The sequence below is a fragment of the Myxococcus stipitatus DSM 14675 genome, from assembly GCF_000331735.1.
Taxonomy (GTDB): Bacteria; Myxococcota; Myxococcia; order Myxococcales; family Myxococcaceae; genus Myxococcus; species Myxococcus stipitatus.
On sequence record NC_020126.1, the window covers coordinates 5230690 to 5257664 of the forward strand.

At 68.5% G+C, this 26975-nt stretch carries 25 protein-coding genes and 1 tRNA gene; 18 read left to right on the forward strand and 8 right to left on the reverse strand.

The genetic code is table 11. The annotated features are described in order from the left end of the window. Position 1 precedes the first annotated feature (1 nt). The 4 genes from MYSTI_RS20295 to MYSTI_RS20310 are packed head-to-tail and all read right to left on the reverse strand — an operon-like array spanning position 2 to position 3899. Positions 2–1135, reverse strand: coding sequence for an ABC transporter permease (locus tag MYSTI_RS20295; protein WP_015349657.1), 1134 nt, complete (start codon positions 1133–1135; stop codon positions 2–4). Positions 1136–1141: 6 nt separating this feature from the next. Continuing rightward, positions 1142–2080, reverse strand: coding sequence for an ABC transporter ATP-binding protein (locus tag MYSTI_RS20300; protein ID WP_015349658.1), 939 nt, complete (start codon positions 2078–2080; stop codon positions 1142–1144). After that, entirely contained in the window at positions 2077–2838 is a 762-nt protein-coding gene (locus MYSTI_RS20305; protein WP_015349659.1) for an ABC transporter ATP-binding protein, read from the reverse strand. The genes MYSTI_RS20300 and MYSTI_RS20305 overlap by 4 nt, the downstream gene beginning before the upstream one ends. Then, complete coding sequence (locus tag MYSTI_RS20310; RefSeq protein WP_015349660.1) at positions 2835–3899, reverse strand: HlyD family secretion protein; 1065 nt, start codon at positions 3897–3899, stop codon at positions 2835–2837. Before MYSTI_RS20310 ends, MYSTI_RS20305 begins: the two co-directional genes overlap by 4 nt. Before the next feature lie 367 nt (positions 3900–4266). On the opposite strand from MYSTI_RS20310, the gene MYSTI_RS20315 reads away from it, so the two are divergent. The 6 genes from MYSTI_RS20315 (at position 4267) to rtcA (ending at position 11806) form a co-directional block, all read left to right on the forward strand. Next, the gene (locus MYSTI_RS20315) at positions 4267–4494 is read left to right on the forward strand and encodes a hypothetical protein (RefSeq protein WP_015349661.1); all 228 of its coding nucleotides are present in this window, start codon (positions 4267–4269) and stop codon (positions 4492–4494) included. Between the two features lie 69 nt (positions 4495–4563). Further along, positions 4564–5760, forward strand: a complete 1197-nt coding sequence (locus tag MYSTI_RS20320; protein WP_015349662.1) for an MBL fold metallo-hydrolase — start codon at positions 4564–4566, stop codon at positions 5758–5760. 24 nt (positions 5761–5784) lie between these two features. Continuing rightward, the gene (locus MYSTI_RS20325; protein ID WP_015349663.1) at positions 5785–7128 is read left to right on the forward strand and encodes a sensor histidine kinase; all 1344 of its coding nucleotides are present in this window, start codon (positions 5785–5787) and stop codon (positions 7126–7128) included. After that, positions 7118–8548, forward strand: a complete 1431-nt coding sequence (locus MYSTI_RS20330) for a sigma-54-dependent transcriptional regulator (protein WP_015349664.1) — start codon at positions 7118–7120, stop codon at positions 8546–8548. Before MYSTI_RS20325 ends, MYSTI_RS20330 begins: the two co-directional genes overlap by 11 nt. A gap of 90 nt (positions 8549–8638) precedes the next feature. After that, positions 8639–10597, forward strand: coding sequence for a CocE/NonD family hydrolase (locus MYSTI_RS20335; protein ID WP_015349665.1), 1959 nt, complete (start codon positions 8639–8641; stop codon positions 10595–10597). Between the two features lie 135 nt (positions 10598–10732). Beyond that, positions 10733–11806, forward strand: a complete 1074-nt coding sequence (rtcA, locus tag MYSTI_RS20340; RefSeq protein ID WP_015349666.1) for an RNA 3'-terminal phosphate cyclase — start codon at positions 10733–10735, stop codon at positions 11804–11806. 7 nt (positions 11807–11813) lie between these two features. On the opposite strand, the gene MYSTI_RS20345 is transcribed toward rtcA, so the two are convergent. After that, positions 11814–12167: a hypothetical protein gene (locus tag MYSTI_RS20345; RefSeq protein WP_015349667.1), complete on the reverse strand. Its 354-nt coding sequence runs from the start codon at positions 12165–12167 to the stop codon at positions 11814–11816. Between the two features lie 103 nt (positions 12168–12270). Here MYSTI_RS20345 and sppA point away from each other — a divergent pair, with 103 nt between their 5' ends. After that, the gene (gene sppA / locus MYSTI_RS20350) at positions 12271–14058 is read left to right on the forward strand and encodes a signal peptide peptidase SppA (RefSeq protein WP_044281019.1); all 1788 of its coding nucleotides are present in this window, start codon (positions 12271–12273) and stop codon (positions 14056–14058) included. Positions 14059–15120: 1062 nt separating this feature from the next. Here the strand turns inward: sppA and MYSTI_RS20360 are convergent. Then, positions 15121–15195 (reverse strand) — tRNA-Gly (locus MYSTI_RS20360). 135 nt (positions 15196–15330) lie between these two features. Next, positions 15331–15831, reverse strand: a complete 501-nt coding sequence (locus tag MYSTI_RS20365; protein WP_015349670.1) for a DUF2505 family protein — start codon at positions 15829–15831, stop codon at positions 15331–15333. Positions 15832–16039: 208 nt separating this feature from the next. Between MYSTI_RS20365 and MYSTI_RS20370 the strand changes: the two genes are divergently transcribed. The 11 genes from MYSTI_RS20370 to MYSTI_RS20420 all read left to right on the forward strand — a co-directional run bounded on the left by MYSTI_RS20370 (position 16040) and on the right by MYSTI_RS20420 (position 24523). Continuing rightward, positions 16040–16642 (forward strand): hypothetical protein, encoded by a 603-nt coding sequence (locus tag MYSTI_RS20370; protein ID WP_015349671.1) that lies wholly within the window; start codon positions 16040–16042, stop codon positions 16640–16642. Between the two features lie 200 nt (positions 16643–16842). Beyond that, a complete protein-coding gene (locus MYSTI_RS20375; RefSeq protein WP_015349672.1) occupies positions 16843–17928 on the forward strand; it encodes an Mrp/NBP35 family ATP-binding protein in 1086 nt (361 codons plus the stop codon). A 21-nt stretch (positions 17929–17949) separates the two neighbouring features. After that, the gene (locus MYSTI_RS20380) at positions 17950–18471 is read left to right on the forward strand and encodes a hypothetical protein (RefSeq protein WP_015349673.1); all 522 of its coding nucleotides are present in this window, start codon (positions 17950–17952) and stop codon (positions 18469–18471) included. Between the two features lie 2 nt (positions 18472–18473). Beyond that, positions 18474–18902 carry a hypothetical protein gene (locus MYSTI_RS20385; protein ID WP_233277906.1) on the forward strand — a complete coding sequence of 143 codons (429 nt, stop codon included), beginning with the start codon at positions 18474–18476 and terminating at the stop codon, positions 18900–18902. A gap of 69 nt (positions 18903–18971) precedes the next feature. Continuing rightward, on the forward strand, positions 18972–19820 hold the full coding sequence (locus tag MYSTI_RS20390; protein WP_015349675.1) for a 3-hydroxyacyl-CoA dehydrogenase family protein: 849 nt from the start codon (positions 18972–18974) through the stop codon (positions 19818–19820). Between the two features lie 20 nt (positions 19821–19840). Next, positions 19841–20617: an enoyl-CoA hydratase/isomerase family protein gene (locus tag MYSTI_RS20395; protein WP_015349676.1), complete on the forward strand. Its 777-nt coding sequence runs from the start codon at positions 19841–19843 to the stop codon at positions 20615–20617. Beyond that, complete coding sequence (locus MYSTI_RS20400; protein WP_015349677.1) at positions 20614–21237, forward strand: hypothetical protein; 624 nt, start codon at positions 20614–20616, stop codon at positions 21235–21237. The genes MYSTI_RS20395 and MYSTI_RS20400 overlap by 4 nt, the downstream gene beginning before the upstream one ends. A gap of 77 nt (positions 21238–21314) precedes the next feature. Further along, positions 21315–22457, forward strand: coding sequence for an acyl-CoA dehydrogenase (locus MYSTI_RS20405; protein WP_015349678.1), 1143 nt, complete (start codon positions 21315–21317; stop codon positions 22455–22457). Between the two features lie 4 nt (positions 22458–22461). After that, positions 22462–22914: an AgmX/PglI C-terminal domain-containing protein gene (locus MYSTI_RS20410; protein ID WP_015349679.1), complete on the forward strand. Its 453-nt coding sequence runs from the start codon at positions 22462–22464 to the stop codon at positions 22912–22914. A 10-nt stretch (positions 22915–22924) separates the two neighbouring features. Continuing rightward, positions 22925–24070 carry an acyl-CoA dehydrogenase family protein gene (locus tag MYSTI_RS20415; RefSeq protein WP_015349680.1) on the forward strand — a complete coding sequence of 382 codons (1146 nt, stop codon included), beginning with the start codon at positions 22925–22927 and terminating at the stop codon, positions 24068–24070. Between the two features lie 45 nt (positions 24071–24115). Next, complete coding sequence (locus MYSTI_RS20420; RefSeq protein WP_015349681.1) at positions 24116–24523, forward strand: hypothetical protein; 408 nt, start codon at positions 24116–24118, stop codon at positions 24521–24523. A 61-nt stretch (positions 24524–24584) separates the two neighbouring features. Here MYSTI_RS20420 and MYSTI_RS44705 read toward each other — a convergent pair whose 3' ends face one another. Continuing rightward, positions 24585–26957, reverse strand: a complete 2373-nt coding sequence (locus MYSTI_RS44705; protein ID WP_015349682.1) for an ICP22 family protein — start codon at positions 26955–26957, stop codon at positions 24585–24587. Between the last annotated feature and the right edge of the window lie 18 nt (positions 26958–26975).

The window sequence follows — 26975 nt, forward strand, 5'->3', positions numbered from 1 at the left end:
TTCAGTCCAGTCGCCGCTGGAAACGCCGCGTCGCCACCACCAGCATGAGGGCCGCGAACAAGGTCAGGGCCAACAACTGCGGCCACAGCACGGACAGGCCATTGCCGCGCAGGAGCACCCCTCGCAGCGTGGCCACGAAGTAGCGCGCCGGTATCAGCGTGCTGATGACCTTGAGCGGAGGAGGCAGGTTCTCGATGGGGAAGATGAACCCCGACAGGAGCATCGACGGCAGCACGGACGTCATCGTCGCCACCTGCGTCGCCACCATCTGGTTGCGCGTCACCACCGAGATGAGCAGCCCCTGGCCCAACATGCCGACGAGGAACAGGAACGAGCCCAACCCCAGCGCCACGAGGCTGCCTCGGATGGGCACGTCGAACACCCAGGTCCCCACCACCAGCACCAGCATCACCTGGAGCAGGCCGATGCCCAGGTAGGGCAGCAGCTTGCCCACGACAATCTCCATCCGCCCCACGGGGGTCGCGAAGAGCTGCTCCATGGAGCCTCGCTCCCACTCGCGCGCCACCGTCAGCGCGGTGATGAGCACCGCGACGATGGCCAGGAGATACGCCGCCAGGCCCGGCACCAGGAACATGGCCGAGCGCGCCGTGGGATTGAACAGCGTCCGCACGCGGACCTCCAGCGGAGGCGCGGCCATCACCCCGGTGCCCCCGAGCTTGCGCCCCGCCATCTCCACCAGGGCCTGGGCCTTCGCGAGCGCCTGCGTCGCCGTGTTGCCATCCGCGCCGTCGAGCAGGAACTGGACCTGGGCGCCGCCGCGCTTCACGTCCTCGGAGAAGCCCTTGCGAATGAGCAGCACGCCCGTCGCGCGGCCTCGGCGCAGCTCGCTCACCGCCTCTTCGGGCGAGGTGCCTTCGCGCAGCACCTCGAACTCACCGGACGCGGTGACGTGGCGCACCAGCTCGCGAGACAGGTCCGTGCGGTCCTGGTCCACCACCGCCAGCTCCAGATGGTCCACGTCGAAGCTGATGCCGAAGCCGAACAGCACCAGCATCACCACGGGCAGGGCGAGTGCCAGATAGAGGGTGCGGATGTCCCGGCGGATGTGCAGGACCTCCTTGCCCGCCATCGCGAGGATGCGTCCCACCCGGCGCTTCACGCTCGAGGAGTCCATGGCCATTCAGTCCTCTCCCCGCTGGGCATTCGCCGTGAGGGCCAGGAAGACGTCGTCCAGCGTCGGCGCCGAGTCCTCCATCTCCAGCGGGTCCACGCCGCGCGCGCGCAGCCGCTCCGCCAGCACGTCGGAGGGAAGCACCGCCGGGTCCACGCGAACGGTGGCGCCCGAGCCGAAGCGGCTCACATCCAGCACGCCCGCCATGCCGCGCAGCGAGTCCAGGGCAGGGGAGAGCTGGGGGCCTCGCACCTCCAGCACGCGCCCCGGGGCGTGGGTCCGCTTCAGTCCTTCCGGGCTGTCCAGCGCCACCAGCTTTCCGTCCACCATGATGCCGATGCGAGCGCAGTTCTCCGCCTCGTCCATGTAGTGCGTGGTGACGAAGACGGTGGTGCCCTGGGACGCGAGGTCGCGAATCAGCTCCCAGAAGGAGCGCCGCTGCACCGGGTCCACGCCCGCGGTGGGCTCGTCGAGGAAGACGATGCGAGGCTGATGCAGCACCGCGCTCGCCAGGGCCACGCGCTGCTGGAGTCCTCCCGGGAGCGAGCCCGTCACCTCGTCCTGGACCTCGCGCAACTGCATCCGCTCGAGCATCTCGCCGATGCGCCGCTCCAGCTCCTTGCCGTACGCGCCATAGGCCGAGGCGAAGAACTCCAGGTTCGCGCGCACGCTCAGGTCCAGGTACAGCGAGAAGCGCTGGGACATGTAGCCGATGCCCGTCTTCACGCGCTCGGGCTCGAGCCCCACGTCGAAGCCGGCGACCCGCGCGCCGCCGCCCGTGGGCTTCAGCAGGCCACACAGCATGCGGATGGTGGTGGACTTGCCCGCGCCGTTGGCGCCCAGGTAGCCGAAGATCTCTCCCGCGCCGACGTCGAAGCTCACGTCGTCCACCGCGGTGAAGGCGCCGAATCGCCTCGTCAGGTGTTGCACCTCGATGGCCGGAGTCATGCGGCCCTCCCGCCGTCGCGCTTCTCGACGAGCGACAGGAACACGGCCTCGAAGTTGGAAGCCGCGACGCCATGCCGGCGCGCCAGCTCGCGAGGATCTCCCTCCGCGATGAGCTCGCCCATGTGGAGCAGTCCCACGCGATGGCACCGCGCGGCCTCGTCCATGTACGGCGTGGAGACCAGCAGCGTCATGCCCTCGTGGACCAGGGCATAGAGCAGCTCCCACAGCTCGCGGCGGCTGACCGGGTCCACGCCGTTGGTGGGTTCATCCAGCAGCAGCACCCGAGGCCGGTGGAGCAGGGCACACGCCAGCGCCAGCTTCTTGTACATGCCGCCCGACAGCGCATCCGCGCGGCGCTCCGTGAAGCGCCCCAGGCGGGTGATGTCCAGGAGCTGCGCCCGACGCTCCTCGAAGTCGCGCTGGGACAGGCCGAACAGCCGCGCGAAGAAGCGCAGGTTCTCGCCGACGCTCAGGTCTCCGTAGAGCGTGTTGCGCTGGGGCACCAGGCCCAGGGACTCGCGCACGGGTGAGCGCGTGTCCGTCGGGTCCTCGCCCAGCAGCCGGACCTTGCCCGAGTCCGGGAGCAGCAGGCCCGCCATCAACCGGATGGCCGTGGTCTTCCCCGCGCCATCGGGCCCCACCAGTCCGTAGACCTCCCCCGCGTGGACGGAGAGGGAGACACCGCGCAGCGCCTGCGCCTTGCCGAAGGCGCGGCGGACTTCCTCGAGCGACACGGCCATCTCCGGCCGCGCGCTCATGGCTTCTGCTCCGCCACCACCGCCGCGTTCACGGCGCCCAGGGTGATCTCCACCGGCATGCCCGGCAGCAGCACGCCCTCCGGCGCGTCGATGTGCACCTCGACGGGATAGACCAGGCGATCCCTGTCCGAGCGCGTCTGCACGTTGCGAGGGGTGAAGGCCGCCTCGCGCGCCACCGTCACCACCTGCGCCTGGAACGTGCGGTCGGGGTACGCGTCCGCGCGCACCGTGGCGGACTGCCCCGGCTTCGCCGAGGCCAGCTCCGCGTTGGGCAGGTAGAAGGTCGCCTTGGGGCGATGCGTGTCCACCAGCCGCGCGACGACCGCGCCGGGCAGGGCCAGCTCACCGACCTCCAGCGGCAGCGTCTCCACCGTCCCGCTCAGCGGCGCGCGCAGCTCGCACTCCGCCACCGACACCTGGGCCCGACGGACCGTGGCCTCCGCGACTTGAATCGCGCGGAGCGCGGACTCGGCTTGCTGGAGGCTCGCGCGCTCCGACTCCGTCGCGGCGCGGGCCTGCCTCGCCGTCGCCGTGCTCGCGTGTCGCGCCGCCGCGAGCTGCTGCGCCAGGGCCTGGGCCTGCGCACGCGCCTGGTCCAGCGCGGCCTCCGTCGTCGCGGCCCCCATGCGCTGGAGCCGCTCCGCCTGACGCTCGGCGAGCCCGTGCTGGTCCGCGAGCGAGGCAATCTGCGACTGGCTTCCCTCCGCCTGCGCTGCCACCGCCTCGCTGCTGCGCCCCGCGGCCACCGCCGACGCACGAGCCGCGTCCGCCTGCGCCTGCGCCATGGCCAACCGCGCGGTGGCCTCCGCCAGTCCGGCCTCCGGCTCCGTGCAGTCGAGGGTGAGGAGCACCGCGTTCTTCTCCACCTTGGCGCCTTCCTCCACGTTGCGGGTCAGCACGCGGGCGTTGATGCGCGCACGCACGTCCACCGCCGTCCCCTCCACCACGCCCGAGCCCCCCGCCGGCCCCTCCGCGGCGCGGCGATCCTTCAGGATGCGCACCCCCAACAACGCGGTGAGCACCACCACCAGGACCACGAAGACAACGACCGCACGCCGCATGGAGCCTCCCCTCGATGCCGCGGCCTCTCCGCGGTGACGGCCGCCTCGTTGGCAAGGTGTGTGCCAGCAATTGCACGTCGAAGCCGCCACGTCCCCGCCGGAAGCCCGTGCGTTCCCCCCGCCGGATATCCGGCACCCCGCCGGAAGCCCGACACCTCCGCGCGCGGCGGGCCCCCAGGAGAAGGTGGGCATGGCGCGCCCCAGGGGCCTTCATCACGCCTTCTTCATGCTTCTTCACGCCTGGAGACAGCGCGTCATGGCACCTTGCACATCGCTTCCTCGGACACCGGGGAAGGTGGCACCGCCATTGCTCTTGCCGCGCAGGCACACCCATCCACTGCGCATCCGCTCGAGGCGAAGAGGCCCCATGCTGCTCGACATGTACCTGTTCTTCTGCCTGCCATTCCCTCGCCCGATACGGCGCACGCTCGCAGGCAAGCCGCTGTCCACCAGCAACCGGGCTCCCCGGCGGTCCGCCGCCAAGGTCTCCCGCACGACGCGAGGTGCCTCCGCGGCGAAGCCGAAGTCCGCGCCTCGGCGACAGGGGAAGGCAGCGCTTCGCGTCGTCGAAGGAGGCAGGCCCGGGCTTCGCTGAGTCGAGAGGCTCGGTGTTCCCGGAAGAGGGGCCGCGTGATTGACTGCCCCGCTTGGGAGCCATTGTTCAATGAAGACCCGAGGCTTTTGGCGCGTGCTGCGCCGGGGCGCGATGGGGCTGGCGGCGCTGCTGGCGCTGGGCATCCTCGTGCTCGTCATGGATGGCTACACCGCGTTCGGCCGGCGAGCGACAGGCGCCCGGCGCGAGCGGATGGAGCGCTCTCCTCAGTGGAAGGACGGGCGCTTCGACAATCCGCAGCCGCTGGTGAACCACTACGGTGAGATGCTCACGAGCGCGCTCCAGGCGAGCCCGCATACGAATCCCACCGAGCCCCTCCAGGTGGCGCCCATCGACCCCGCGCGCTTCCGGACGCCTCCCCCGACGGGGCTGCGCCTGACGTGGCTGGGGCACTCCACGCTGCTGGTGGAGCTGGATGGCCACCGCATCCTCACGGACCCGGTGTGGAGCGAGCGTGTCTCGCCCTACACCTGGGTGGGCCCCACGCGCTGGTTCGCGCCGCCCATCGCGTTGGCGGACCTGCCCCCCATCGACGCGGTCGTCATCTCCCATGACCACTATGACCACCTGGACATGGGGACCGTCGTCGCGCTGAAGGACTCGAAGGCCGTCTTCATCGTGCCGCTCGGGGTGGGCGCGCATCTGGAGTCGTGGGGCATCCCCGTCGAGCGCATCGTGGAGCTCGACTGGTGGGAGCGCACGCAGGTGGGAGGGCTGGAGGTGGTCGCCACCCCCGCGCGCCACGCCTCGGGGCGGCAGGTGCTCGACAAGGACGCCACGCTGTGGGCCGGCTATGCGCTGGTGGGCCCGAAGCACCGCGTCTTCTTCTCGGGAGACACGGGGTTGTTCCCCGCGATGGCGGACATCGGCGCGCGCCTGGGGCCCTTCGACGTGACGATGATCGAGACGGGCCAGTATCACCGCACCTGGCCGGACTGGCACATCGGCCCGGAGCAGGCCGTGTTGGCACATCAGATGCTACGCGGGAAGGCGATGCTTCCCATTCACTGGGCCCTGTTCGGGCTGGCGTATCACGGTTGGACGGAGCCGGCGGAGCGTGTGCGCGCGGCGGCCGCCTTGGCCTCGGTCCCTCTCCTGTTGCCGAAGCCAGGACAGAGTCTGGAGCCCGACGCCGCGCAGGCCGAATCCCCCTGGTGGCCCGCGCTGTCCTGGGAGACCGCGGAGCAGCATCCCATCCTCTCGACGGGGATGCCGGTGACGGCCACGCAGCCGGGCTCGCGGCCTTGAACGCCGCGCACTGACGAGGCGCACATGGAACCGCGAACCCGGCGCAGTCTCGAGGCCATGCGCCTCAAGCACGTGGGCCACATCTTCGGCCGCGTGGTGCGGATGCGCGCCTACTTCGGGGCCTTCCTGATGGCGACCATCGCGGGGACCACCCTGATGGACACCGCGCCCTGGCGCCGGGTCTGGCTGCTGGTGCAGATGGTGGTCTCCCTGTCGTTCTTCTTCTACGAGCTGCGCCGGTACGAGCGCGAAGGCATCTCCACCCGGGGCTTGTTCATCAACTTCGCGGGCGGCCTCGCGTTGGAGCAGAGCCTGACGTGGGGCACGGGGGGCCTGGCGAGTCCGCTGCTGCCACTCATCGCTCCGCTCGCGTTCGTCGCCGCGGCGCTGTTGCCGGGAGCGCAGCGCAAGGTGTTGATGGCGGCGGAGCTCGGCATGGTGGCCGTGCTGTCGGTGGTGCACCTGAACGGGTGGACTCCACCGCTGCATCTGTCCTTCCTGGGGGCGCCCCCGCGTGAGCTGCTCATCGCCATCTCGGTGTGTACGTTCCTGTCCATCTTCGCGGCCAACGCGATGGGCTCGGCCTTCCGGCGCACCGTCGAGGACATGCTCGCGGAGTCCTTCCAGCAGCGCGACGAGTTGCTCGCCACGCACAGGACCTACGCGCGGACGCTGGAGGCGCTGTCGGGGGAGATTGCCCACGAGCTGAAGAACCCCCTCGCCACGGTGAAGGGACTGACGCAGCTCATGCAGCGGGAGACGGGGCGCGCGCAGCCCCAGGAGCGACTGGAGGTCCTCGCGGGTGAAGTCACACGCATGCAGGGCATCCTGGAGGAGTTCCTCAACTTCTCGCGGCCCCTCGTGCCGCTGTCGCTCAGCGAGGTGGACCTGTCGGCGCTGTGTGACCAGGCCCTGGTGCTCCACGAGGGGGTCGCCGCCGAGCACGGGGTGACCATCCTTCGCGACAGCGAGGGTCCGCTGCACGCGGTCTGCGACACGCGCAAGGTGAGGCAGGTGGTGATGAACCTGCTCCTCAACGCCATCGACGCCAGTCCTCGAGGAGGGCAGGTGCTGGTGAGTCTCGAGTCCGCGAGCACGGGGGACGTGCGAGTGGTCATCCGCGATTCCGGGGCGGGGCTCTCTCCGGAGCTGGCCAGCCGCGTCTTCGAGGCGGGAGTGACGACGAAGAAGCGCGGCTCGGGCCTGGGGTTGACGGTGGCCCGCGCGCTGGCGCGCCAGCATGGGGGCGACGTCACGTTGCGCAACGAAGTCGCGGGAGGCTGCGTGGCGGAGCTGGTGCTGCCGCGCGAGCCCCCCGCGGACACCCTGGGGCCGGTGCGAGGGCGAGAGGTGAGTCATGCGGGGTGAGGCCCGGAGTGTCTCGCGGGTGTTGGTGGTGGATGACGACGCGGGCGTGCGCTTCACGTTGAAGGAGATGCTGCGGAGCATCGACGACGTGGAGGTGGTGCAGGCCGAGGATGGCGTGGCGGCGCTGGAGAAGCTGTCGTCGCAGGTCTTCGAGTTGGTCATCACCGACCTGCGCATGCCTCGGATGGATGGCATGGAGCTGGTGCGGCGGCTGAGCACGATGCCCCACGCGCCGCGCGTCATCGTCATCACCGCGCATGGCTCGGAGCGCTTCGCGGTCGAGGCGGTGAAGGCGGGGGCGTATGACTACTTCCGCAAGCCGTTCGACGTGGATGAGCTGCTCGCCGTCGTCACGCGGGCCCTGGAGTCGGTGCGGCTGCGCCACGAGAACGAGCGGCTGACAGGGGAGCTGAACCTGTCTCGCTCGTTGGTGTTCACCTCGGAGCCCATGGGGCGGCTGGCGCAGCTGGTCCAGCGCGCGGGCTCTCGCGACGTGACGGTGCTCATCACGGGAGAGAGCGGCACGGGCAAGGAGCGCGTGGCGGAGGCACTGGTGCGCGCGTCTTCGCGAGCGCAGAAGCCCTACCTGCGCTTCAACTGCGCGGCGCTCACCGAGGAGCTGGCCGAGGCGGAGCTGTTCGGCCACGCGAAGGGTGCCTTCACCGGCGCGCACCGCGTGCGGCAGGGCCTCTTCCGGGAGGCGGACGGGGGCACGCTGCTCCTCGACGAGGTGGGCGAGCTGGCGCCCCCGCTCCAGGCGAAGCTCCTGCGGGTGCTGCAAGAGGGCGAAGTGCGCCCGGTGGGCGAGGACCGGCCCGTGAAGGTGGACGTGCGAATCCTCGCCGCCACGCACCGCGACCTGCGCAAGCGCGCCGCGGAAGGCCAGTTCCGCGAGGACCTCTACTACCGCCTCAACGTCGTCCACCTTCGAGTCCCCGCGCTGCGGGAGCGCCCCGAGGACATCCCGGTGCTCGCGCGCATGTTCCTGGACCGCTTCAGTGGCCGGTTCCACACGGGCCCGCTCAAGGTGCCCGAGGGCTTCATCGAGCGGCTGGTCGCCCTGCCGTGGCGCGGCAATGTGCGCGAGCTGGAGAACACGCTGGAGAGCCTGGTGGCGCTGTCCAGTGACGGAGAGCTGGACCTGTCGCTCCTGCCATCCGCCGAGCCGGGTGAGGTCGTCCCCACGTCCTCGGGTGCGGCGCCCGACGGGCCGAGGCCGGATGAAGCGGAGGCCGCCCCTGGCGCGGGCCTGAAGGAGCGGGTGGAGGCGTACGAGCGGGGCCTCATCCTGGACGCGCTGCGTATCGAGGGGGGCAACCGCAGCGGAGCGTCTCGGCGGCTGGGGATTGGCCGCGCCACGCTGCACGACAAGCTGCGCAAGTACGGGCTGGACAGCGCTCCGGACGAAGGCGGGAGCTGATTCGTCGGGGGACAGGGAACAAACGGGGATTCCCATCGTTCGGGGTAGGTTGTGTCCCCCACGAGGTCGCGTCCCATCCCTGGAGCGTGCATGTCCACCGTGTCCCGCAGACTCGCGGCACTGTTGCTGTGTTCCCTCGCCAGTCCTTCGCTCGCGCAGACACCGCCCGCCGCTCCGCCGAAGGTGGCCGCCGCGGCGCCGCCGGAGCGGGTCGACCGCATCCGCTCGCGCTACACCAAGTTCGAGTACCGCGTCCCCATGCGGGACGGCGTGAAGCTCTTCACGTCCGTGTATGTCCCGGTGGATGCATCCCCCGTCAAGCGCTATCCCATCCTGCTGGTCCGCACGCCCTACAGCGTGGGCCCCTATGGCGCGGACCGCTACCCGAAGCGGCTGGGGCCGACGGACGACTTCGAGAAGGAAGGCTACATCTTCGTCTTCCAGGACGTGCGCGGCCGGCACATGTCCGAGGGCGAGTTCGTCAACGTGCGTCCGCACAACCCGAAGAAGCGAGGGGCGAAGGAGACGGACGAGAGCTCGGACACGTATGACACCATCGACTGGCTGGTGAAGCGCGTGGCCCACAACAACGGCCGCGTGGGCATGTGGGGCATCTCGTATCCCGGCTTCTATGCGTCCGCGGGCGCCATCGACTCGCATCCGGCGCTCAAGGCCGTGTCACCGCAGGCGCCCATCGGTGACTGGTTCTGGGACGACATGCACCGGCACGGGGCCTTCAACCTGGCGCTCGCCTTCGGCTTCTTCTCGGGCTTCGGCAAGCCGCGCCCCGCGCCCACCGCGAGCGAGGACTTCAGCCGCTTCGACTACGGCACGCCGGATGGGTATCAGTTCTTCCTGGACCTGGGCCCGCTGGGCAACGCCGACACGAAGTACTTCAAGGGCGACGTCGCGTTCTGGAAGGACGTGGTGGCGCACCCCAACTACGACGCCTTCTGGAAGGAGCGGAACATCCTGCCGCACCTGAAGAACATCAAGGCGGCGATGCTGGTGGTGGGCGGCTGGTACGACACGGAGGACCTGTACGGACCGCTGCGGACGTATGCCGCCATCGAGAAGCAGAACCCGGGAACGGCGAACACGCTCATCATGGGGCCGTGGTCTCACGGTGGCTGGATTCGCACCGAGGGCTCGGAGCTGGGTGACGCCCAGTTCGGCTTCCGCACCGCGGAGACGTATCAGGGGCTGGCCGAGGCCTTCTTCAAGCACCACCTCAAGGGCGGCGGAGCACCCGAGGTGCCCGAGGCCCTCGTGTTCGAGACGGGTGCCAACCGCTGGCGCCAGTTCGACACGTGGCCTCCGAAGGGCCTGCGAGGGACGAAGCTGTACTTCCAGCCGAAGGGCGGCTTGTCGATGCAGACGCCCACCGGCAAGGGCACGACGGAGTCCTTCGCGGAGTACGTGAGCGACCCGGCGAAGCCCGTGCCGTACACGCAGGAGCTGACGACGGGCTGGAGCAAGAACTACATGACGGAGGACCAGCGCTTCGCGGCAAGCCGCCCGGACGTGCTGGTGTTCCAGACGGAGCCGCTGACGCAGGACCTCACGCTCGCGGGCCCGCTGGAGGCGGAGCTGTGGGTCTCCACGACGGGCTCGGACGCGGACTGGGTGGTGAAGCTCATCGATGTGAACCCCGGGGTGCTGCCGGGGCAGAAGGCGAACGACGACGACGAGAAGGGCGCGAAGAACCGGGGCGGCCAGCAGACGCTGGTGCGCGGCGAGCCGTTCCGAGGCCGCTTCCGCGAGAGCTACAGCGAGCCCAAGGCCTTCAAGCCCGGTGAGGTGACGAAGGTGCGCTTCACCATCAACGACGTCCTCCACACGTTCCAGCGAGGGCACCGGGTGATGATCCAGGTGCAGTCGAGCTGGTTCCCGTTCATCGACCGCAATCCGCAGACGTACGTGCCGAACATCTACGAGGCCAAGGAGACGGACTTCACGCGTTCGTTTCATCGCGTGTATCACTCCTCGGCGCACCCCAGCTTCATCGAGGTGGGGGTGCTGCCCGCGTTGGATGCGCAGGGCGGCTGAGGCCGTTGTGCGTCACATGGGCGCGGCGGTGCATCTGTCAGGCACCGTCCGCTCGTGCGCGGTGCGGGAGCAACTTCACGAGAGATTGCCGCTCGTTCCTGTTAGCTTCCGCGGGCACTGAGGGACGGGAAGGGTATGACTGGCACCGAGGGGCTCGACACCGGGCCGGTGCGGCTCGATGGGAGTGAGGGCGAGGGGGGAGGGCAGATCCTCCGCTCGGCGCTGTCGTTGTCGCTCATCACGGGGCGGCCGTTCCACATCACGCGTCTTCGCTCGCGGCGGGAGCCTCCGGGCTTGAGGCCGCAGCATCTGGCGTGTGTGCGCGGCGCGGAGGCGCTCGGCGGGCGGAGTGACGGCGCCACGGTGGGCGCGTCGGAGCTCTCCTTCACCCCGGGCCCGGTGCGCGCCGGCGACTATCTGCTGGAGGTGGGCACGGCGGGGAGCACGCCGCTCATCTTCCAGTGCCTGGTGTATCCGTTGGCGCTGGCGGGCGGCGGGAGGCTCACGCTGCGGGGAGGCACGCACCTGCCGCACAGCCCCAGCTTCCACTACGTGGCCACGGTGTGGCAGCCGGTGGCGCACGCGTACGGGTTTCCCGTGCAGCTCACCATGCCGCAGGCCGGGTTCTATCCGGAGGGCGCGGGGGAGATGGTGGCGGAGGTGGGAGCGCCTCGGGAGCCGCCGCTGTTGGTGGACCTGCCCGCGCGCGGGATGTTGCGCGAGGTGCATGTCTCATCCTTCGTGGGAGGCTTGCCGTTCAGCATCGCCGAGCGACAGTCCCGCGCAGCGGTGTCGATGCTGCGCGAGCGGGGCATTCTCGCGGAGGCGGAGAACCGGCCGCTGCCGGTGACGCGCTCACTGGGCACGGTGACGTTCGTGCTGGCTCAGTTCGAGCACACCATCGCGGGCTTCACGGCGCTGGGGGAGAAGGGCCGTCCCGCCGAGGACGTAGGGCGGGAGGCGGGCGAGGCCCTGACGCGCTTCATGGAGACGGGGGGCGCGCTGGATGAGTTCCTGTCGGACCAGATCCTCCTGCCGGCGGCGCTGTTGGCGTCGGGCCGGCTGGGGAAGGTGACGCCTGGGACGACGCGCTTCTCGGCGGCGAGGGTGACGGACCACCTGACCACCCACGCCCGCGTGCTCGAGCAGTTCCTTCCGGTTCGGGTTCGAGTGGACGCGGGAGGGGCGGTGGAGGTGGCGCCGGCGTGAGGCGGCTTCAGGCCTCTTCGTCTTCGCCGCGGTTGGAGTTGTTGCCGAAGGTGTTCGAGTTGCTCATCTCCTTCGAGGTGTTGCGGAAGGCGCGGATGCCGAAGGGGATGGCGGCGAGGAACACGATGCCGGCGAGTCCCACGGCCTTCCACGGGAAGGGCTGGGCCTTCACCTGGATGTCCTTGCCGTAGGAGTTGAGGTTGTTGCCCATGGCGCGCTGCTTGGCGGCCTCGCGCTCTTCGGCGGTGAGCTCACGAGGGGCGTTGAAGTCCTGGACCGGTTTGCGCGGCTGGGCCAGCGCGGCTCCGCCCGTCGCGAGCGCGAGGACGAGGAGGAGTCGGGCGAGGGAAGGGGTTTGCATGAGGGGGGAGGCTATCACGACCCAACGGGAGTGCTGAACAGGGCTTGCGCGGGGAGTGCGCGTCCAGTACGCGCCTGGACGCCCACATCGACCACGGGACGCCATGCTGCGCCTGCCCTTCATTGCACTCGCGAACCTGTTTCTGTTGCTGAGCTCCCTCCTGGGAGCGCCCTTCCGGATGCTGGCCGCTCGCCACCGCCCGGCGTACGTGCGCTTCCGGCTGACGGGGGACCCATCGTATCGCCAGCAGCGCCGTCCCCGGTTCTCGCTGGGGGGAGGGTCCAAGCCGGAGCCCTCGGATGTGACGTCCCTGGAGCGGTTCGGGGAGGACCTGAGGCTCCTGGCGAAGGATGCCCGGGTGAAGGGCATCGTTCTGGAGGTGGAGGAGCTGGGGTTGCCGTCGGCGAAGCGGGAGGCGCTGGTGGCCTTGCTGGCGGAGTTCCGGGCGGCGGGGAAGCGGGTGGTGGCGTGGGCGGTGATGGTGGACTCGGACAGCTACGCGTTGATGTGCGCGGCGGACGAGGTGTTGCTGGCGCCGATGGGGCGGCTGGAGCTGGTGGGCTATGCGGCGGAGGCCACCGCGCTGGGGGAGGGGCTGTCGCGGGTGGGGATTCGGGGGCAGTTCGTCCGGCGGGGTGACTACAAGACGGCGCCGGAGTTGTTCACGCATCCGGAGGTCTCGGACATCCAGCGGCGGACGGTGGAGACGTTCCTGGACGAGCGGTACTCGGTGTTGGTGGAGGCGGTGGCGGCGGGGCGGAAGAAGACGGCCGAGGAGGTGAAGGGGTTGATTGATGTGGGCCCGTTCAGTGCGCAGCGGGCGAAGGCGGCGGGGCTGGTGGATGCGCTGGTGAGCGAGGCGGACCTGCCCGTGCATCTGGGGTTGGTGGCGGCGCCTCCGGCGGCGGACTCGAAGGCGCCAGCCGCGGAGGAGGATGAGACGGAGCTGGAGCCGTTGGAGATGTATCTGGAGACGGTGCCGTTTCCTCCGGTGAAGTGGAAGCGATTGAAGCGGCGGACGCGTCTGGCATTGGTGCCGGTGTCTGGGATGATTGTGCCGGGGAAGGGGAATGCGGGCGGGCGGCTGGCGACGGCGGACGCGGTGGTGAAGGGGTTGCGAGCGGCGGGGCGGGACAAGCGTTCCAAGGCGGTGTTGTTGTACGTGAACAGCCCTGGGGGCGCGGCGATTGCGTCCGAGCAGATCCTCGAGGCGGTGCAGCGGGTGGCGAAGAAGAAGCCGGTGCTGGCGTACATGGATCAGGTGTGCGCGAGCGCGGGCTACATGGTGGCGTTGGGGGCGAAGGAGGTGTGGAGCGCGCCGCACGCGGTGGTGGGGTCGATCGGCGTGTTCGCGGGGAAGTTCGACACGAGCGGGTTGCTCAAGCTGCTAGGGATTCACCGCACGGTGCTGACGCGGGGCGCGAACGCGGCGTTGTTGTCGTTCTCGAGGGCGTTCTCGGAAGGGGAGCGGGCGGCGCTCGAGGCGGACGTGGAGGAGATGTACCAGTCCTTCCTGGGGCACGTGGCGAAGGCGCGGGGGCGGACGAAGGAGGAGATCCACGCCCTGGCGGAGGGGCGGGTGTATTCGGGCCTGAGAGCGAAGGACGTGGGGTTGGTGGACAGGATTGGCGGGTTCGAGGAGGCGTGCAGGCATGCGCTGTCTCTGGCGAACGTGACGCCTGGGGACTTCGAGCTGAAGACGTATGGGGCTGCCGAGCGGAAGATGTCGCTGCTGCGGCTCCTGATGGGGGCGGCGCATCCGCAGACGTACGCCGTCTGTCCCATGTCGTGGAACCTGGGTGGGCAAGAGCGGGAGGTGCTGGCTTCGCTCGCGGATGAGACGCGGTGGGGGGAGTGGCTGCGTCAGTGGGGGCGTGAAACGCGGGATTGAGGTCCGCCCATGAATCGTCCCTGTGAAGAGACTCCTGACGGCTACACCCCGATGAGCGAGGCACGAAGGTGCCGTTATTGCGGGGGGCAGCTTGAGTTTGTCTCTCTGCAAGGCCCCATGGAGTTCACGCGTTGCGCATCTTGTTGCTGGAATTCATTGCCGCGAAGCGAGGAGAACTCAAGGCGCTCGCAGGTCTCGTGTAGAGTCTAACAAACGATGGATTCCAGGCGCGAAGCAACCGCTGACTTGACTGAAGGGGTCGGATTGATCCGATGGGAAGACGCTGCCGCATCCATTCAGAAGATCTATCCTGGCGCATATCTTCGACACCTACCTGGGGTCGGCGCACCCATTGTCATCCCCGAAGTCGTTGAGGGACTTGGTCTCTCAGGGGTGACTGGATATGCATTCACGAAGGGTGAGTGCTTGACTCATGTTGTTCTCGGGGAGAGCTATAAAGAGACAGAGGACGACGTTCTCCCTTTGGTGCGAACCGTTGCGGCGAAGTTTGGCCTGCATCGTGTCACTGATGAAAGGCGCCAGACTTGGCGTCTGGGCAGTGTCCAGGCGATGCTTCAGCTTTACAGTCCACTGGTGCCGGGCGACGCGACGTCAGAGTTCCACCTACGGATCAATCGCCCTGGCTCTCTCCAGTCAGAGTTTCGTATCTTCGATGTCGGAGTTGGCCATCGGCGATTTCCGACGCCTCCGCCTTCAGCCTGGGACCATGCTGTGACTGTCGCAACGATTCGACTCGATGGGTTCGTTGTGTGCCCTTTCTGCCGAAAGGCATTCAGCGTTGCAGATTCGGCACGCTGGGATGGGGTGCGTCACCGTTCATGTGGTCAGCGAATACAGATAGGGGCATCTCCAGGGTAGGACCCGTCTCGAAGCTGAGCCCGTGAGCCTCCGCTATCGGCCTCTTGCGCCAGTGCTTCTCGTCGAGCTGGTCTTGCATCGCGTGGGCGGAAGGCAGGGAGGGCAACTGCTCTTTCGAGCTCGCCAGCACACGGGGGACCGGAAAACAAAAAGGCCCCCTGGTTTCCCAGAGGGCCTTCAAGTTGGAGCGGGAAAAGGGATTTGAACCCTCGACCCTCGCCTTGGCAAGGCGATGCTCTACCGCTGAGCTATTCCCGCATCAGGTGCCGCCGCTCCGCGCCGCGACGCGCGAAGTGGGGGCGGCGTATACAAAGGCCTCGCGAGCGCGTCAAACACTTTTCGCGCCCCCTCTCGTGAGGCACGCCAGCAGGGGGAGTGGGGCGTGAGCCCCGCTCAGGTTCGCTTCGAGAGATGGTGATTGATGTACGCGGCGGTCCTGTCGTGCTCCTCGCGTCGGGTCTTCTCCATGGTCGACTCGAGGAGCCCTCCAACGCCGAAGATCTTGGCCTCGTAGTCCTCCTCGATGATCCGCCACACCTTGTCCGCTCCGATTGGCTCCAAGCGCAACGTGCCCTCATGCCGGATCTTGTCGGCCATCGTGCTTGGCGTGATCGTCCAGCGCCACGTCTTGGTGGCTTTGTCGAGCTCGCCCTTCTCGGTAATTCGGAAGCCCGAACCAAACAACTTCGTCAGAGGCCCTGGGAGTTGATAGCGCGGATCGGCCAATACGGATCGCGAGATCTGTTTGTCCGACTCCTGCTGTTCGGTGACTGTGTATTCCGCGTACCCCAGGCCTTCTTGGTGCATCTGCTCCATGAACTTCTTGTCGAGGAGGAGCTTGAGGAACGTGTCGACATCGCAGTTGATTTCGTGAGTAGCAGTGAACTTGGCCATGGCTGCTCCCGTGTTTGGATTCAGAGCCTAACGCTGGATTTCTCGATGAATCGCGCGACCAGGCGCATGAGTCTGGCTCCTGACATCCTCCCGTACCGAGATCCCCTCGTGTCGTTCAGGCCTGCACCTCTGGGATGAGGCACTGGACCGTCGGTGGTGACCTTCGGCCATGGCCAACTGGACGTGGAGTGCTAGGTTGCCACCCCGCATGAAGCGCCCCATCCTCATCGGGAGCCTCCTCCTGGCCCCGGCCTGCGCCACGCCCTCCCGTGAGCCCGTCTCCGTCGCGGAGTCCTACGCCCGCGCCCTCGACGAAGGCCGCCTCCAGGACGCCTACGCCCTCACCACCGATGGCCCGGAAGGGGAGGCCGCCTTCCTCGAGCGCTACTCCGACGAGGCCGCCCGCAAGGAACGCGCCGCCGCCGTCCGCGCGGGCACCGCCGCCCTCGAAGCCCGCGCTCCCTCCCTCACCCTGGCCCGCTCCGGCGAGCACTGGCGCGTCGTCGAAGCCCGCCCCGCCGATGTCCCCCGCGCCGCCCTCCGCCGCTTCCTCGACGCCTCCGACGCCAAGGACTGGAAGACGGCCTACAGCCTCCTCTCCGCCCCCTTGCGCGCTCGCTACACCCCCGAGCGCCTCAAGGAAGACTTCGAGCACGAGCCCCTCGCCAAGGAGCGCCTGCGCCGCGCCCGGCTCGCCCTCAACACCCACGTCCGAGTAGGCGCCGGAGAGGCCGTCTTCCCCCTCGGTGACGAGCGCGCCGTCCTCCTCGTCCTCGAGGACGGCGAGTACCGCGTCTCCGCCCTCGAGTAAGCCCGCTCGCCCTCGCTCACAGTGTCCCTGATGGACACCTTCAGCCCGCCGACACCCTCCAGCCCTCCAGTTCATCACCCAGGTGCGTCCGCGCCCACACCGCGTTAAACGACGTTGACAGTCCCCCCCGGGCTGGCATGTTCCGCGCCCCGCTGGGGGCTCACCCAAGCGCCCGTTTTCCAAAGGTTTCAGGTGTCCCGATGAGCGTTTCCGAGGCCGATATCCTCGCGGCCATGTCGAAGGTGATGGATCCCGAGCTTCACGTGGATCTGGTGAAGGCCGGAATGGTGAAGGACGTCCGCGTCACCGGCGACACCGTGAAACTCAAGATCGAGCTCACCACCCCGGCCTGCCCCATGAAGGGGAAGATCCAGGCCGACTCGGAGGCCGCCCTCAAGGCCGTCCCCGGCCTGAAGTCCTTCAACATCGAGTGGGGCGCCCAGGTCCGCTCCGCCGGCGGCGCCGCCCCGGCCGGTGGCCTGCTCCCCAAGGTCAAGAACATCATCCTCGTCGGCGCCGGAAAGGGCGGGGTGGGCAAGAGCACCGTCGCCCTCAACCTCGCCACCGCGCTCGGCCAGCACGGCGCCAAGGTCGGCCTGCTCGACGCCGACTTCTATGGCCCCTCCGTCCCCCTCATGACCGGCCTGGGCGACAAGAAGCCCGTGAGTCCGGACGGCAAGTCGCTCGACCCGCTCGTCGCCCATGGCATCAAGGTCATGTCCATCGGCTTCCTCGTTGAATCCGACCAGGCCCTCATCTGGCGCGGCCCCATGCTCCACGGCGCCCTCATGCAGCTGGTGCGCGACGTGAACTGGGGCGAGCTCGACTACCTCGTCCTCGACCTGCCCCCGGGCACCGGCGACGTGGCCCTGTCGCTCTCCCAGTCCATCCGCGCCGCGGGCGCCGTGCTCGTCACCACGCCCCAGGACGTGGCCCTGGCCGACGTCGTCCGCGCGAAGCAGATGTTCGACAAGGTCCACATCCCCGTGCTGGGCATCGTCGAGAACATGTCCCAGTTCGTCTGTCCGAACTGCTCGCACGTCACCCCCATCTTCAACCACGGCGGTGGTCGCAAGGCCGCCGAGATGTTCGGCATCCCCTTCCTCGGGGAGGTTCCACTGGACTTGAAGGTGCGTGAATCGGGAGACTCTGGCGTGCCGGTGGTGGTGGGCGCCAAGGACAGCCTGGAGGCGAAGGCCTTCCAGGACGTCGCTCGGAACGTGGCGGGTCGTGTGTCCGCCCAGAGCGCCAAGAGCATGCCGCTGCCGGTGGTGCAGGCCCGCTGATCCACCCAGGAGACGCATCACATGCCCCCGGCCGGCAACGACGAATACCCCGATGACCCGTTGATCGACGAGGACCGCCCCGGCCGCGAAGGCCGCGCCTCCGGTCCCGCCGGCTTCGTCCCGGAGTTCGTCCGCCGCATGGCCGTGGCCGGACTGGGTGCCCTCTTCATGACGGAAGAGGGCATCCGCAACCTCGCCGGACAGCTCAAGCTCCCCAAGGAAGCCCTCGGCTTCATCCTCTCCCAGGCCGAGAAGACCAAGGACGAGGTCACCGGCGCCATCACCGAGGAGCTCCGCCGCTTCCTCCAGTCCGAGAAGCTCCGTGACGAGTTCCTCAAGCTCATCTCGGGCATGACGCTGGAGATCAAGGCCCAGGTCCGCCTCGTCCCGCCGGACAAGGCCGAGGACTTCGGCTCGGATGCCCCTGAAGAGGGCGCCGAGCCTCGCCCGAAAGAGCGGAAGACAGCGGCTCCGACCACCCGCGTGGTCATCTCCGAGCTCAACGCCCGCCGCCCCGGCTCCAAGCGCACCAAGAAGGAATAGCAGTGGCGGACACGCCTGCCTCGAAGCCCCCTGAACAACGCAAGGGTTGGCGCTCGTCTCCGATGGCGAAGCGGCTGCCGCTGTTGCTGCTCGTCGCCGTGGGTCTGTGGCTCTGGCAGATCACCGGCATCCCCGAGCGGGAGCTCGTCATCCATCCCACGGGCATGGAGTGGACCCAGGCCCGGGCCCTCGACTTCCAGGTGCTGGACTCGGACGGCACGGTCCTCAAGCGCGAGGAGCGTTTCTTCGGAGACACCGGCGCGCCACCCGAGCTCACCTTCAAGGCGGACCTTCCCGAGGGCACGTTCCGCGCGGTGCTCTTCGTGAAGCTCGTGGGCCAGCAGGAGCGCCTGCGCGTCGAGGAGCCCCTGACGGTGGGCGAGGACCGCTACATCGTCCGGCAGCTGGAGTTGCCCGCCGCGACTCGTTGACCGCCCCGGGGGCGTGGGCTAAGGGCGCACCACGTCATTCACATTCCGACCGAGGGGTTCGAGAGCACCATGGCAACGGAGCACATCGTCGTCGTCGGCGCCGGGCAGATGGGCGCGGGAATCGCGCAGGTGGCCTTGCAGGCCGGTCTGCGCGTCACGCTGGCGGACGTATCGAAGGAAGGTCTCGCCAAGGGCGCTGACCGCATCCGCGCGGGCCTGAAGAAGCTGGTGGAGAAGGGCAAGCTCGACGCCGCGAAGGCGCAGGCCGCCGAGGCCAACCTCGCCACGCTGACGAACGTCACCGAGGCGAAGGACGTCGACTTCGCCATCGAGGCCGTCACGGAGAACGAGGACCTCAAGCGCCGCATCTTCCTGGACCTGGACGCGGTCGTCCGGCCCGGCGGCATCCTCGCCACCAACACCTCGTCCATCCCCATCACCCGCATCGCCGCGTCCACGAAGCGCCCCGAGGCCGTCATCGGGATGCACTTCATGAACCCGGTGCCGGTGATGCAGCTGGTGGAACTCATCCGCGGCGCCGCGACGTCCGAGGAGACCTACGCCACCACGCGCGCACTGTCCGAGCGCATGGGCAAGACGACGGTCGTCTCCAAGGACTTCCCGGGCTTCATCGTCAACCGCATCCTCATCCCGATGCTGAACGAGGCCTGCTACGCGCTGATGGAGGGCCTGGGCACCGCGGAGGACATCGACACCGCGATGAAGCTGGGCACCAACCAGCCCATGGGCCCGCTCCAGCTCGCCGACTTCATCGGCCTGGACACCGTGCTCTACATCGCCGAGGTGCTCCACAAGGGCCTGGGTGATTCGAAGTACCGCCCGTGCCCGCTGCTGCGCCAGTACGTGGACGCCGGCTGGTATGGCAAGAAGAGCGGCCGCGGCTTCTACAAGTACTGACCTGGCGAGGAACCTCGAACATGGCCTACGAGAACATCCGTCTGGAGCATGACGGCGCGGTCGCGACCCTCACCATCGACCGGCCCAAGGCGCTCAACGCCCTCAACAACAAGACGCTCCAGGAGATCGAGGCCGCGGTGCGGTCGCTCGGCTCCGACACGCGCGTGCTCATCGTCACCGGCGGGGGCGAGAAGGCCTTCGTCGCGGGCGCGGACATCGCGGAGATGGCGTCCCTCTCCGAGTCCCAGGCGCAGGAGTTCGCTGCCCTGGGCCACCGCGCCTTCGCGCTGCTGGAGTCGCTGACCATCCCCACCATCGCCGCGGTGAATGGCTTCGCGCTCGGCGGTGGGTGTGAGCTCGCCCTGGCGTGCGACTTCATCTACGCGTCCGAGAAGGCTCAGCTCGGCCTGCCGGAAGTGGGCCTGGGGGTCATCCCGGGCTTCGGCGGTACGCAGCGGCTGACCCGCGCGGTGGGTCGTGCTCGCGCCAAGGAGCTCGTCTTCACGGGGGCGCGCATCGACGCGGCCAAGGCCAAGGAGATCGGCCTGGTGCTCGAGGTGCTGCCGGCCGAGGGCCTGCTCGCACACTGTCGCTCCGTCGCGGCGAAGATCCTCAAGAACGGCCCCCTGGCCATCGGCAAGGCCAAGCGGGTCATCGAGCAGGGCGCCGACAAGGACCTGACCGAGGCCAACACGCTCGAGCGCCAGGGCTTCGCGGAGCTGTTCGGCTCCGAGGACCAGCGCGAGGGCATGAAGGCGTTCCTCGAGAAGCGTCCCGCGGTGTTCACCGGCAAGTGACGCACTCGCTCGCGGCTGGGAGTCTCCTCACGGTCCTCCTGGCCGCGGCCCCGGCCCGCTCCGAACCTGTCCCCGAATCAGGGGACACCGAGTCCGGACGGGCCCCCGCGCTGGTCTCCTGGAAGCGCTCCTTCTGCCTCTACTCGGGCTGCTTCCTCGAGCCGCTCATCCCCGATGTCCGCTTCGAGTGGGGACAGGGCCCGAAGGAGCACTGGGTGCTCTCCTGGCCCATCCACCCGTGGGCCTTCCCCGCATGGGACATCCCAGGGCCCACACTCATCGCTTCACCTTTTGTCGAACCCCAGGTGCGCCTGAAGACCGCGGCCTGGCGGGTGGCGGCGGGGGCTCGGGTGTACGTGTTCCCGGACAGTGCTCGGCTGGGGGCCCTCGTCGAGGGGGCGGGGCTGTGGGGCCAGGATGGCTCGGGCGGGCTGGCGGGAGTGGGGCTGAGCTTCGACCTGATTGAACGACATCCGAGCACCACCCCCTGGACGGTGTCGGCGGTGCTTCGCCGGACGTGGACGGGGGAGGGGGTGCGGATGGATGTCTCCGTCGACGTGACGGTCCCCCTGAACATGTTCCTGGGCTCGTCCCTGAAGGCCCCGAAGCAGCCGGATTGACGCCGGAACCCCCGCTGGGAGTCCGGCGGAGCGTCTTCGCTATTCCCTGGGAGCACCCCCCGTAATATGGAGCCCTCATGAACTTCGAGCTGACCGACGTCCAGCGCGAGATCCAGCGGATGTGCCGCGAGTTCGCCGCCAAGGAACTGACCCCCAACGCCCGCAAGTGGGATGAGCATCATGCGTGGCCGACGGATGCCGTGAAGAAGCTCGCCGAGCTGTCGCTGCTCGGCGTGGCCGTCCCGGAGCAGTACGGCGGCGCGGGCCTGGACAATGTCTGCTACGCGCTCGCCATGGAGGAGATCAGCCGCGGCTGTGCCTCCACCGGCGTCATCATGAGCGTGAACAACTCGCTCTACTGCGACCCGGTGATGAAGTTCGGCACCGAGGCGCAGAAGGAGGAGTTCCTCACGCCGTTCGCCCGGGGCGACAAGCTCGGCTGCTTCGGCCTGACGGAGCCCGAGGCGGGCAGCGACGCCGCCGCGCAGCAGACCGTCGCGGTGCGCCGCGGTGATGAGTTCGTCATCAACGGCTCCAAGAACTGGATCACCAACGGCCCCAAGGCCGACGCCATCGTCCTGTTCACGATGACGAACCGGGAGGCGGGCAACAAGGGCATCTCCGCGTTCCTGGTCCCCACCAACACCCCCGGCTTCATCCGCGCCGAGCCCGACAAGAAGATGGGCATCAGCGCCGCCTGGTCCTGCTCCATGTTCTTCGAGGACATGCGCGTGCCGGCCAAGAACCTCCTGGGCAAGGAGGGCGAGGGCTTCAAGGTCGCCATGTCCACGTTGGACGGCGGCCGCATCGGCATCGCGTCGCAGGCGCTGGGCATCGCTCGCGCCGCGTACGAGGAGGCCGTGCGCTACTCGGGTGAGCGCAAGTCCTTCGGCAAGCCCATCCGCGAGCACCAGGCCATCCAGTTCATGATCGCCGACATGGCCATGGAGATCGACGCGGCCCGCCTGCTGGTGTGGCGCGCGGCGCTGCTCAAGGACAAGGGCGTGCGCCACAGCGCGGAGAGCGCCATGGCGAAGCTGTACGCCAGCGAGATGGCCAGCCGCGTGGCGAACAAGGCCCTCCAGGTGCACGGCGGCATGGGCTACAGCAAGGAGATGGACGTGGAGCGCCACGTGCGCGACGCTCGCATCACCGAGATCTACGAGGGGACGAGCGAGATTCAGCGCATCGTCATCTCCGCCAACGTCCTGAAGGAGTAGGCATATGAAGAGGGCACTGCTGTCCGTCCTGGTCCTGGCCTCGGCCGCCGCGCTCGCGCAAGGCGGTCCGGCGAAGAAGTCCTCGGGCGGGAAGTCCGGTGCCCCCGCCACGTCCGCGCCCGCGAAGAGCGACGCGCCGGACGTGGCTCGCATGCCCTTCACCCCCGACTCCATCCGCCAGGTGGTCGCCTACAACCAGGGGCGCATCCAGGAGTGCTACGAGGACCACATGGCGGAGAAGGACAAGAAGGTGGAGGGCCGTCTGGCGACGACCTTCACCATCGACTCCAACGGGCTGGTGAAGAGCGCCAAGGTGGTCAAGAAGGGCAGCACGCTGAAGGACCCGAACCTCCACGACTGCGTGGTGGCCGTGCTGTCGTCGATGACGTTCCCCAAGCCTCCGGACGGCGTCGACCACCCCATCGAGTATCCGTTCAACCTCAAGGCCATCGAGTAGGACGACCGACGTGAACCTCGAGCTGACCGAGACCCAGAAGCTGATTCGCGAGACGGCCCGCAAGTTCGCGCGGGAGCGCGTGGCTCCGCTCGCCCGCGAGCTGGACCGCCAGGAGCGCTTCCCCACGGAGATCTTCAAGGAGCTGGGGCAGATGGGGCTCCTCGGGGTGAACATCCCGGCCCAGTACGGCGGCTCGGAGGCGGGGGCTGTCTCCTACGCGCTGGCCATGATGGAGATGGCCGCGGCGGATGCGTCCACGTCGGTGGCGATGGCCGTGACGAACATGTGCGCGGAGCTCATCAACGCCTTCGGCACCGAGGCCCAGCGCGAGAAGTACGTGACGCGCCTGGTGTCGGGCGAAGCGGTGGCGGGCTCGTTCGCGCTGTCGGAGCCGCACGCGGGCTCGGACCCGGGGGCGATGCTGACGTCCGCGGTGCGCCGGGGCGACTCGTGGGTCATCAACGGCAGCAAGCAGTGGATTACGTCGGGCGCGCACGCGGGAGTCCTCGTCGTGTGGGCTCGGACGGCCGCGACGGGCAACAAGGGCCTGTCGTGCTTCATCGTGGAAGGCGGGACGAAGGGCCTCCACATCGGTCGGCACGAAGACAAGATGGGCCTGCGCTCCTCGAACACGGTGGCGCTGACGTTCGAGGACTGCGTGATTCCGACGGAGAACCTGCTGGGCGCGGAAGGGCAGGGGTTCCGGCTGGCGATGGTCGCGCTGGATGGCGGGCGCATCGGCATCGCGTCCCAGGCGTGTGGCGTGGCTCGCGCGGCGCTCGAGGCCAGCGTGACCTACGTCAAGGACCGCAAGGCGTTCGGCCAGGCCATTGGTGAGTTCCAGGGTCCGCGGTTCATGCTCGCGGACATGAAGACGCAGATCGACGCGGCGGAGCTGTTGACGCTGCGCGCGGCGTACATGAAGGACCAGAAGCAGCCGTTCACCCGCGAGGCGTCCATGGCGAAGCTCTTCGCCAGCGAGACAAGCAACCGCGTCTGCGACAAGGCCGTGCAACTGCACGGTGGCTACGGCTACATCGACGAGTTCCCGGTGGAGCGGTACTTCCGCGACGCCCGCGTGCAGACCATCTACGAGGGCACCAGCGAGGTGCAGCGGATGGTGATTGCTCGCGAGAGCTTCCGGCTGCTGGGCTGACCTGGCGGCGCGGTTCGGTGGTGTGGTGAGAGGGACTGCGTTCGCATGGCGTTGAAGCGGAAGGGTCGGCACTTCGTCGGGGATTCTCGTGAGGACATCCGGGAATCCCTCGCGCGGTACAGCAAGGAGAACGGTTACCCCGTCGAGCGGATGACGGACCTCCGGTGCCCCTGCGGCACGGAGGTGCTGAGCCTGCTGATGGACGAGGAGACAGGCGCGGCGGTCCAGACCTGCACTCGGTGCGAGGAGCAGGTCCCGTTGGCGGACAGCCTGGAGTTCCTCGACGACGCCGAGCTGGAAGAGTCCTCGTGCGTCTGCGGTGCCACCGGGTTCGAGGTGGTCGAGGGCGTGGCCTTCTACGCGGGCAGCACGGACATGCGCTGGTACTACCTCGGATGCCGCTGTCCCAAATGTGGCGTCACGGGGTGCTACGGAGACTGGAAGACCCCGTGAAGGGGAGGGAGGTCTCTCGAAGCCGTGTGGATTCCGGCCGTGACTTCGAGAGACCGTTCCGTCAGCGGTGAGCCCGGCGCCTGGAGCGCAGGAGCGAGAGGCCCAGCCAGAGCGACAGGAGCATGAGCGATGAGCCGCCTGCGTCCGTCGAGCTGCAGCCCCAGCCCGTCACCTTCAGGTCTCGTGGACCGGTGACGCCTTCGCCAGGGTCCGCGCCGCCATCTTCGGTGGGAGCGCCTGCATCGGGGTCGCCCGCGTCCGTGCTTCCAGCGTCGGAACCCGCATCGGTGTCACCGGCGTCTGCCTCGCCCGCGTCGGAGCCGGCATCGACTTGGCCTGCATCCGAGCCACTGTCGACGGCACCGGCATCGGGTTCACCCGCGTCCGGTTCACCGGCGTCGGAGCCTGCATCAGGTTCGCCTGCGTCGGGTTCACCTGCATCCGGGCCTGCGTCGGGTTCACCCGCGTCCGGTTCGCCGGCGTCGGAGCCTGCATCAGGTTCGCCTGCGTCGGGTTCACCTGCATCCGGTTCACCCGCATCGGGTTCACCCGCGTCGGGTTCGCCCGCATCGGGCTCACCTGCGTCGACTTCGCCCGCGTCTGAACCACTGTCGACCGGACCGGCATCTGGCTCGCCGGCATCGACTTCACCGGCGTCGACCTCTCCGGCATCCTCGCCGCCATCGACGGGGCCGGCATCCTCGCCACCATCCACCAGCGGTTCGACAACCTGGGTGACGGCGAAGGACTCGCTCGCCGCATGGACGTTGCTGTCTGGCACGTACCTGGTGGCCACGGCGTATTCGCCGACACCAAAGCTGAGCTCGGTGATGGCCCGCCCCGTCGCATCCAATGGCACCGTCGTCGTGACGACTCCGTCCACGAGGAACTCCATCGAGCCCGTGGGAATCGACCCGTCCCCTTGCCTGTCCTGGACAGAGCCCTCGACCAGGACCGGCTGCCACTCCGCCGCCGGATTCGGCTCGTTGCGCTCGATGTAGCTGTTCGTCGGGCGCTCCCCCACGCCGTGAATGACGAAGACGGTGTTGTTGAAGGCGCGAGTTCCTCCCCCGTTGAGGTCCTCCCATCCCATCACCCAGGAATCGGTGTTCGCGGCGGGCTTGAGGATGAGCATGTGCGGCGTCTTCTGACCCAAGCTCACGGCCTCGAGAGGATTCGTCTCCGCGATGAAGACCGCGCCCATCTCCGGCCTGCGGAGCCGCACGTACGCGCCATCCTGGAGCCAGGTCTGGGACGGATCCACCGAGGCGACGACATTGCCCGGCAGTTGATAGAGGTCCAGGTTGAGCGCCGTCTTGGAGAAGAACACGTTGATGTCGCCATGCCCCCACAGCTCGCACTGAAGCCTTCCGCCCCCCACGGGCGCCGGGAGGAAGCAGGTATCGGTCGCCGGTCCGTGGCGCTGCTGGTCGGAGTAGGTGACGAGGAAGAAGACAATCTCCCGCTGCCCATCCACATGACCCATCGCCACACGCCGATCCGACTCGTTGATGGGCGCATGCGGGTCCTGGCCAGGGATGAGTCGCCCCCAGGGATCAAACGCACTCGCCTTGTAGTCCGGGATGCCGTCGTCGGAACCCTCGCGATCCCATATCGGCCCCATGAGCGGAGGTTCGCCCTCCCCGGCCTGCGCCATTCGAGGCGCGAGGCACTCGGGGGCGTATGAGTCCTCCGGACACCTGGAGCCGTCATCATCCGTGCTCAACAGCAGGATCTGCCCGAAGCCCATGCCGAGGTTCAGCGGGTCCTGGGGCTCGAGCAGGTTGGGGATGTGAGGAAAGACGCCCCGGTCGCCAAAGTACGTATCGACCTGGTCCGGTATCGCGCTGTCCACCAGATAGCCCCCGGGCGTCACCAGGTCGGTGGCCGATTCCATCGGCTGACCCACGACAGCGCCACCCGGCCTCGCCGGATACCCTGGCTCGGCGGTGGGCCACCGTCGCGGGCCTGCGTTCGCCGAATAGCTCGGCGCCGAGGAACACGAGCCCGTCAGCAGATCCGGCTCACGGAGCTGGAGATTGCCGCCCGCCGCTCGCTGATGCGTGAAGAGCCGCTCCGGCGTGCAGCGCGGGCCCTGGCCGATGTACCCGCGCGCCGGATTGAGGTTGTACAAGTCCTCATGGAAGTCGGGCAGGCCGTTCCCGTCGCTGTCGATGAGGACATCGTCCGTCGGGTCGTCGGGATTGCCCCGGTCGACATACCCGCGCTCCACCAGCGCGTCGTAATAGAACCACCCCAAGGTATGGGACAGCCCAAGCCCCTCCGCGGGAGTCCCCTGGACCACGAGCGCCTGCACATCCCTTCCTCGACTCAGGACAAGCGACTCGGGATTCACGGCCTGCTGCGCGAAGGCGGGGGCCGTCCCCAACAGGGACAGCATCACGACGAGGAAAGACAGGCTCCAACGACGCATGGGGGGTCCCGGGCGGGC

Coding starts and splice junctions, on each gene's coding strand:
- MYSTI_RS20295 (WP_015349657.1), bottom strand. CDS start 1,135: ATGGACTCCTCGAGCGTGAAGCGCCGGGTGGGACGCATCCTCGCGATG.
- MYSTI_RS20300 (WP_015349658.1), bottom strand. CDS start 2,080: ATGACTCCGGCCATCGAGGTGCAACACCTGACGAGGCGATTCGGCGCC.
- MYSTI_RS20305 (WP_015349659.1), bottom strand. CDS start 2,838: ATGAGCGCGCGGCCGGAGATGGCCGTGTCGCTCGAGGAAGTCCGCCGC.
- MYSTI_RS20310 (WP_015349660.1), bottom strand. CDS start 3,899: ATGCGGCGTGCGGTCGTTGTCTTCGTGGTCCTGGTGGTGGTGCTCACC.
- MYSTI_RS20315 (WP_015349661.1), top strand. CDS start 4,267: ATGCTGCTCGACATGTACCTGTTCTTCTGCCTGCCATTCCCTCGCCCG.
- MYSTI_RS20320 (WP_015349662.1), top strand. CDS start 4,564: ATGAAGACCCGAGGCTTTTGGCGCGTGCTGCGCCGGGGCGCGATGGGG.
- MYSTI_RS20325 (WP_015349663.1), top strand. CDS start 5,785: ATGGAACCGCGAACCCGGCGCAGTCTCGAGGCCATGCGCCTCAAGCAC.
- MYSTI_RS20330 (WP_015349664.1), top strand. CDS start 7,118: ATGCGGGGTGAGGCCCGGAGTGTCTCGCGGGTGTTGGTGGTGGATGAC.
- MYSTI_RS20335 (WP_015349665.1), top strand. CDS start 8,639: ATGTCCACCGTGTCCCGCAGACTCGCGGCACTGTTGCTGTGTTCCCTC.
- rtcA (WP_015349666.1), top strand. CDS start 10,733: ATGACTGGCACCGAGGGGCTCGACACCGGGCCGGTGCGGCTCGATGGG.
- MYSTI_RS20345 (WP_015349667.1), bottom strand. CDS start 12,167: ATGCAAACCCCTTCCCTCGCCCGACTCCTCCTCGTCCTCGCGCTCGCG.
- sppA (WP_044281019.1), top strand. CDS start 12,271: ATGCTGCGCCTGCCCTTCATTGCACTCGCGAACCTGTTTCTGTTGCTG.
- MYSTI_RS20365 (WP_015349670.1), bottom strand. CDS start 15,831: ATGGCCAAGTTCACTGCTACTCACGAAATCAACTGCGATGTCGACACG.
- MYSTI_RS20370 (WP_015349671.1), top strand. CDS start 16,040: ATGAAGCGCCCCATCCTCATCGGGAGCCTCCTCCTGGCCCCGGCCTGC.
- MYSTI_RS20375 (WP_015349672.1), top strand. CDS start 16,843: ATGAGCGTTTCCGAGGCCGATATCCTCGCGGCCATGTCGAAGGTGATG.
- MYSTI_RS20380 (WP_015349673.1), top strand. CDS start 17,950: ATGCCCCCGGCCGGCAACGACGAATACCCCGATGACCCGTTGATCGAC.
- MYSTI_RS20390 (WP_015349675.1), top strand. CDS start 18,972: ATGGCAACGGAGCACATCGTCGTCGTCGGCGCCGGGCAGATGGGCGCG.
- MYSTI_RS20395 (WP_015349676.1), top strand. CDS start 19,841: ATGGCCTACGAGAACATCCGTCTGGAGCATGACGGCGCGGTCGCGACC.
- MYSTI_RS20405 (WP_015349678.1), top strand. CDS start 21,315: ATGAACTTCGAGCTGACCGACGTCCAGCGCGAGATCCAGCGGATGTGC.
- MYSTI_RS20410 (WP_015349679.1), top strand. CDS start 22,462: ATGAAGAGGGCACTGCTGTCCGTCCTGGTCCTGGCCTCGGCCGCCGCG.
- MYSTI_RS20420 (WP_015349681.1), top strand. CDS start 24,116: ATGGCGTTGAAGCGGAAGGGTCGGCACTTCGTCGGGGATTCTCGTGAG.
- MYSTI_RS44705 (WP_015349682.1), bottom strand. CDS start 26,957: ATGCGTCGTTGGAGCCTGTCTTTCCTCGTCGTGATGCTGTCCCTGTTG.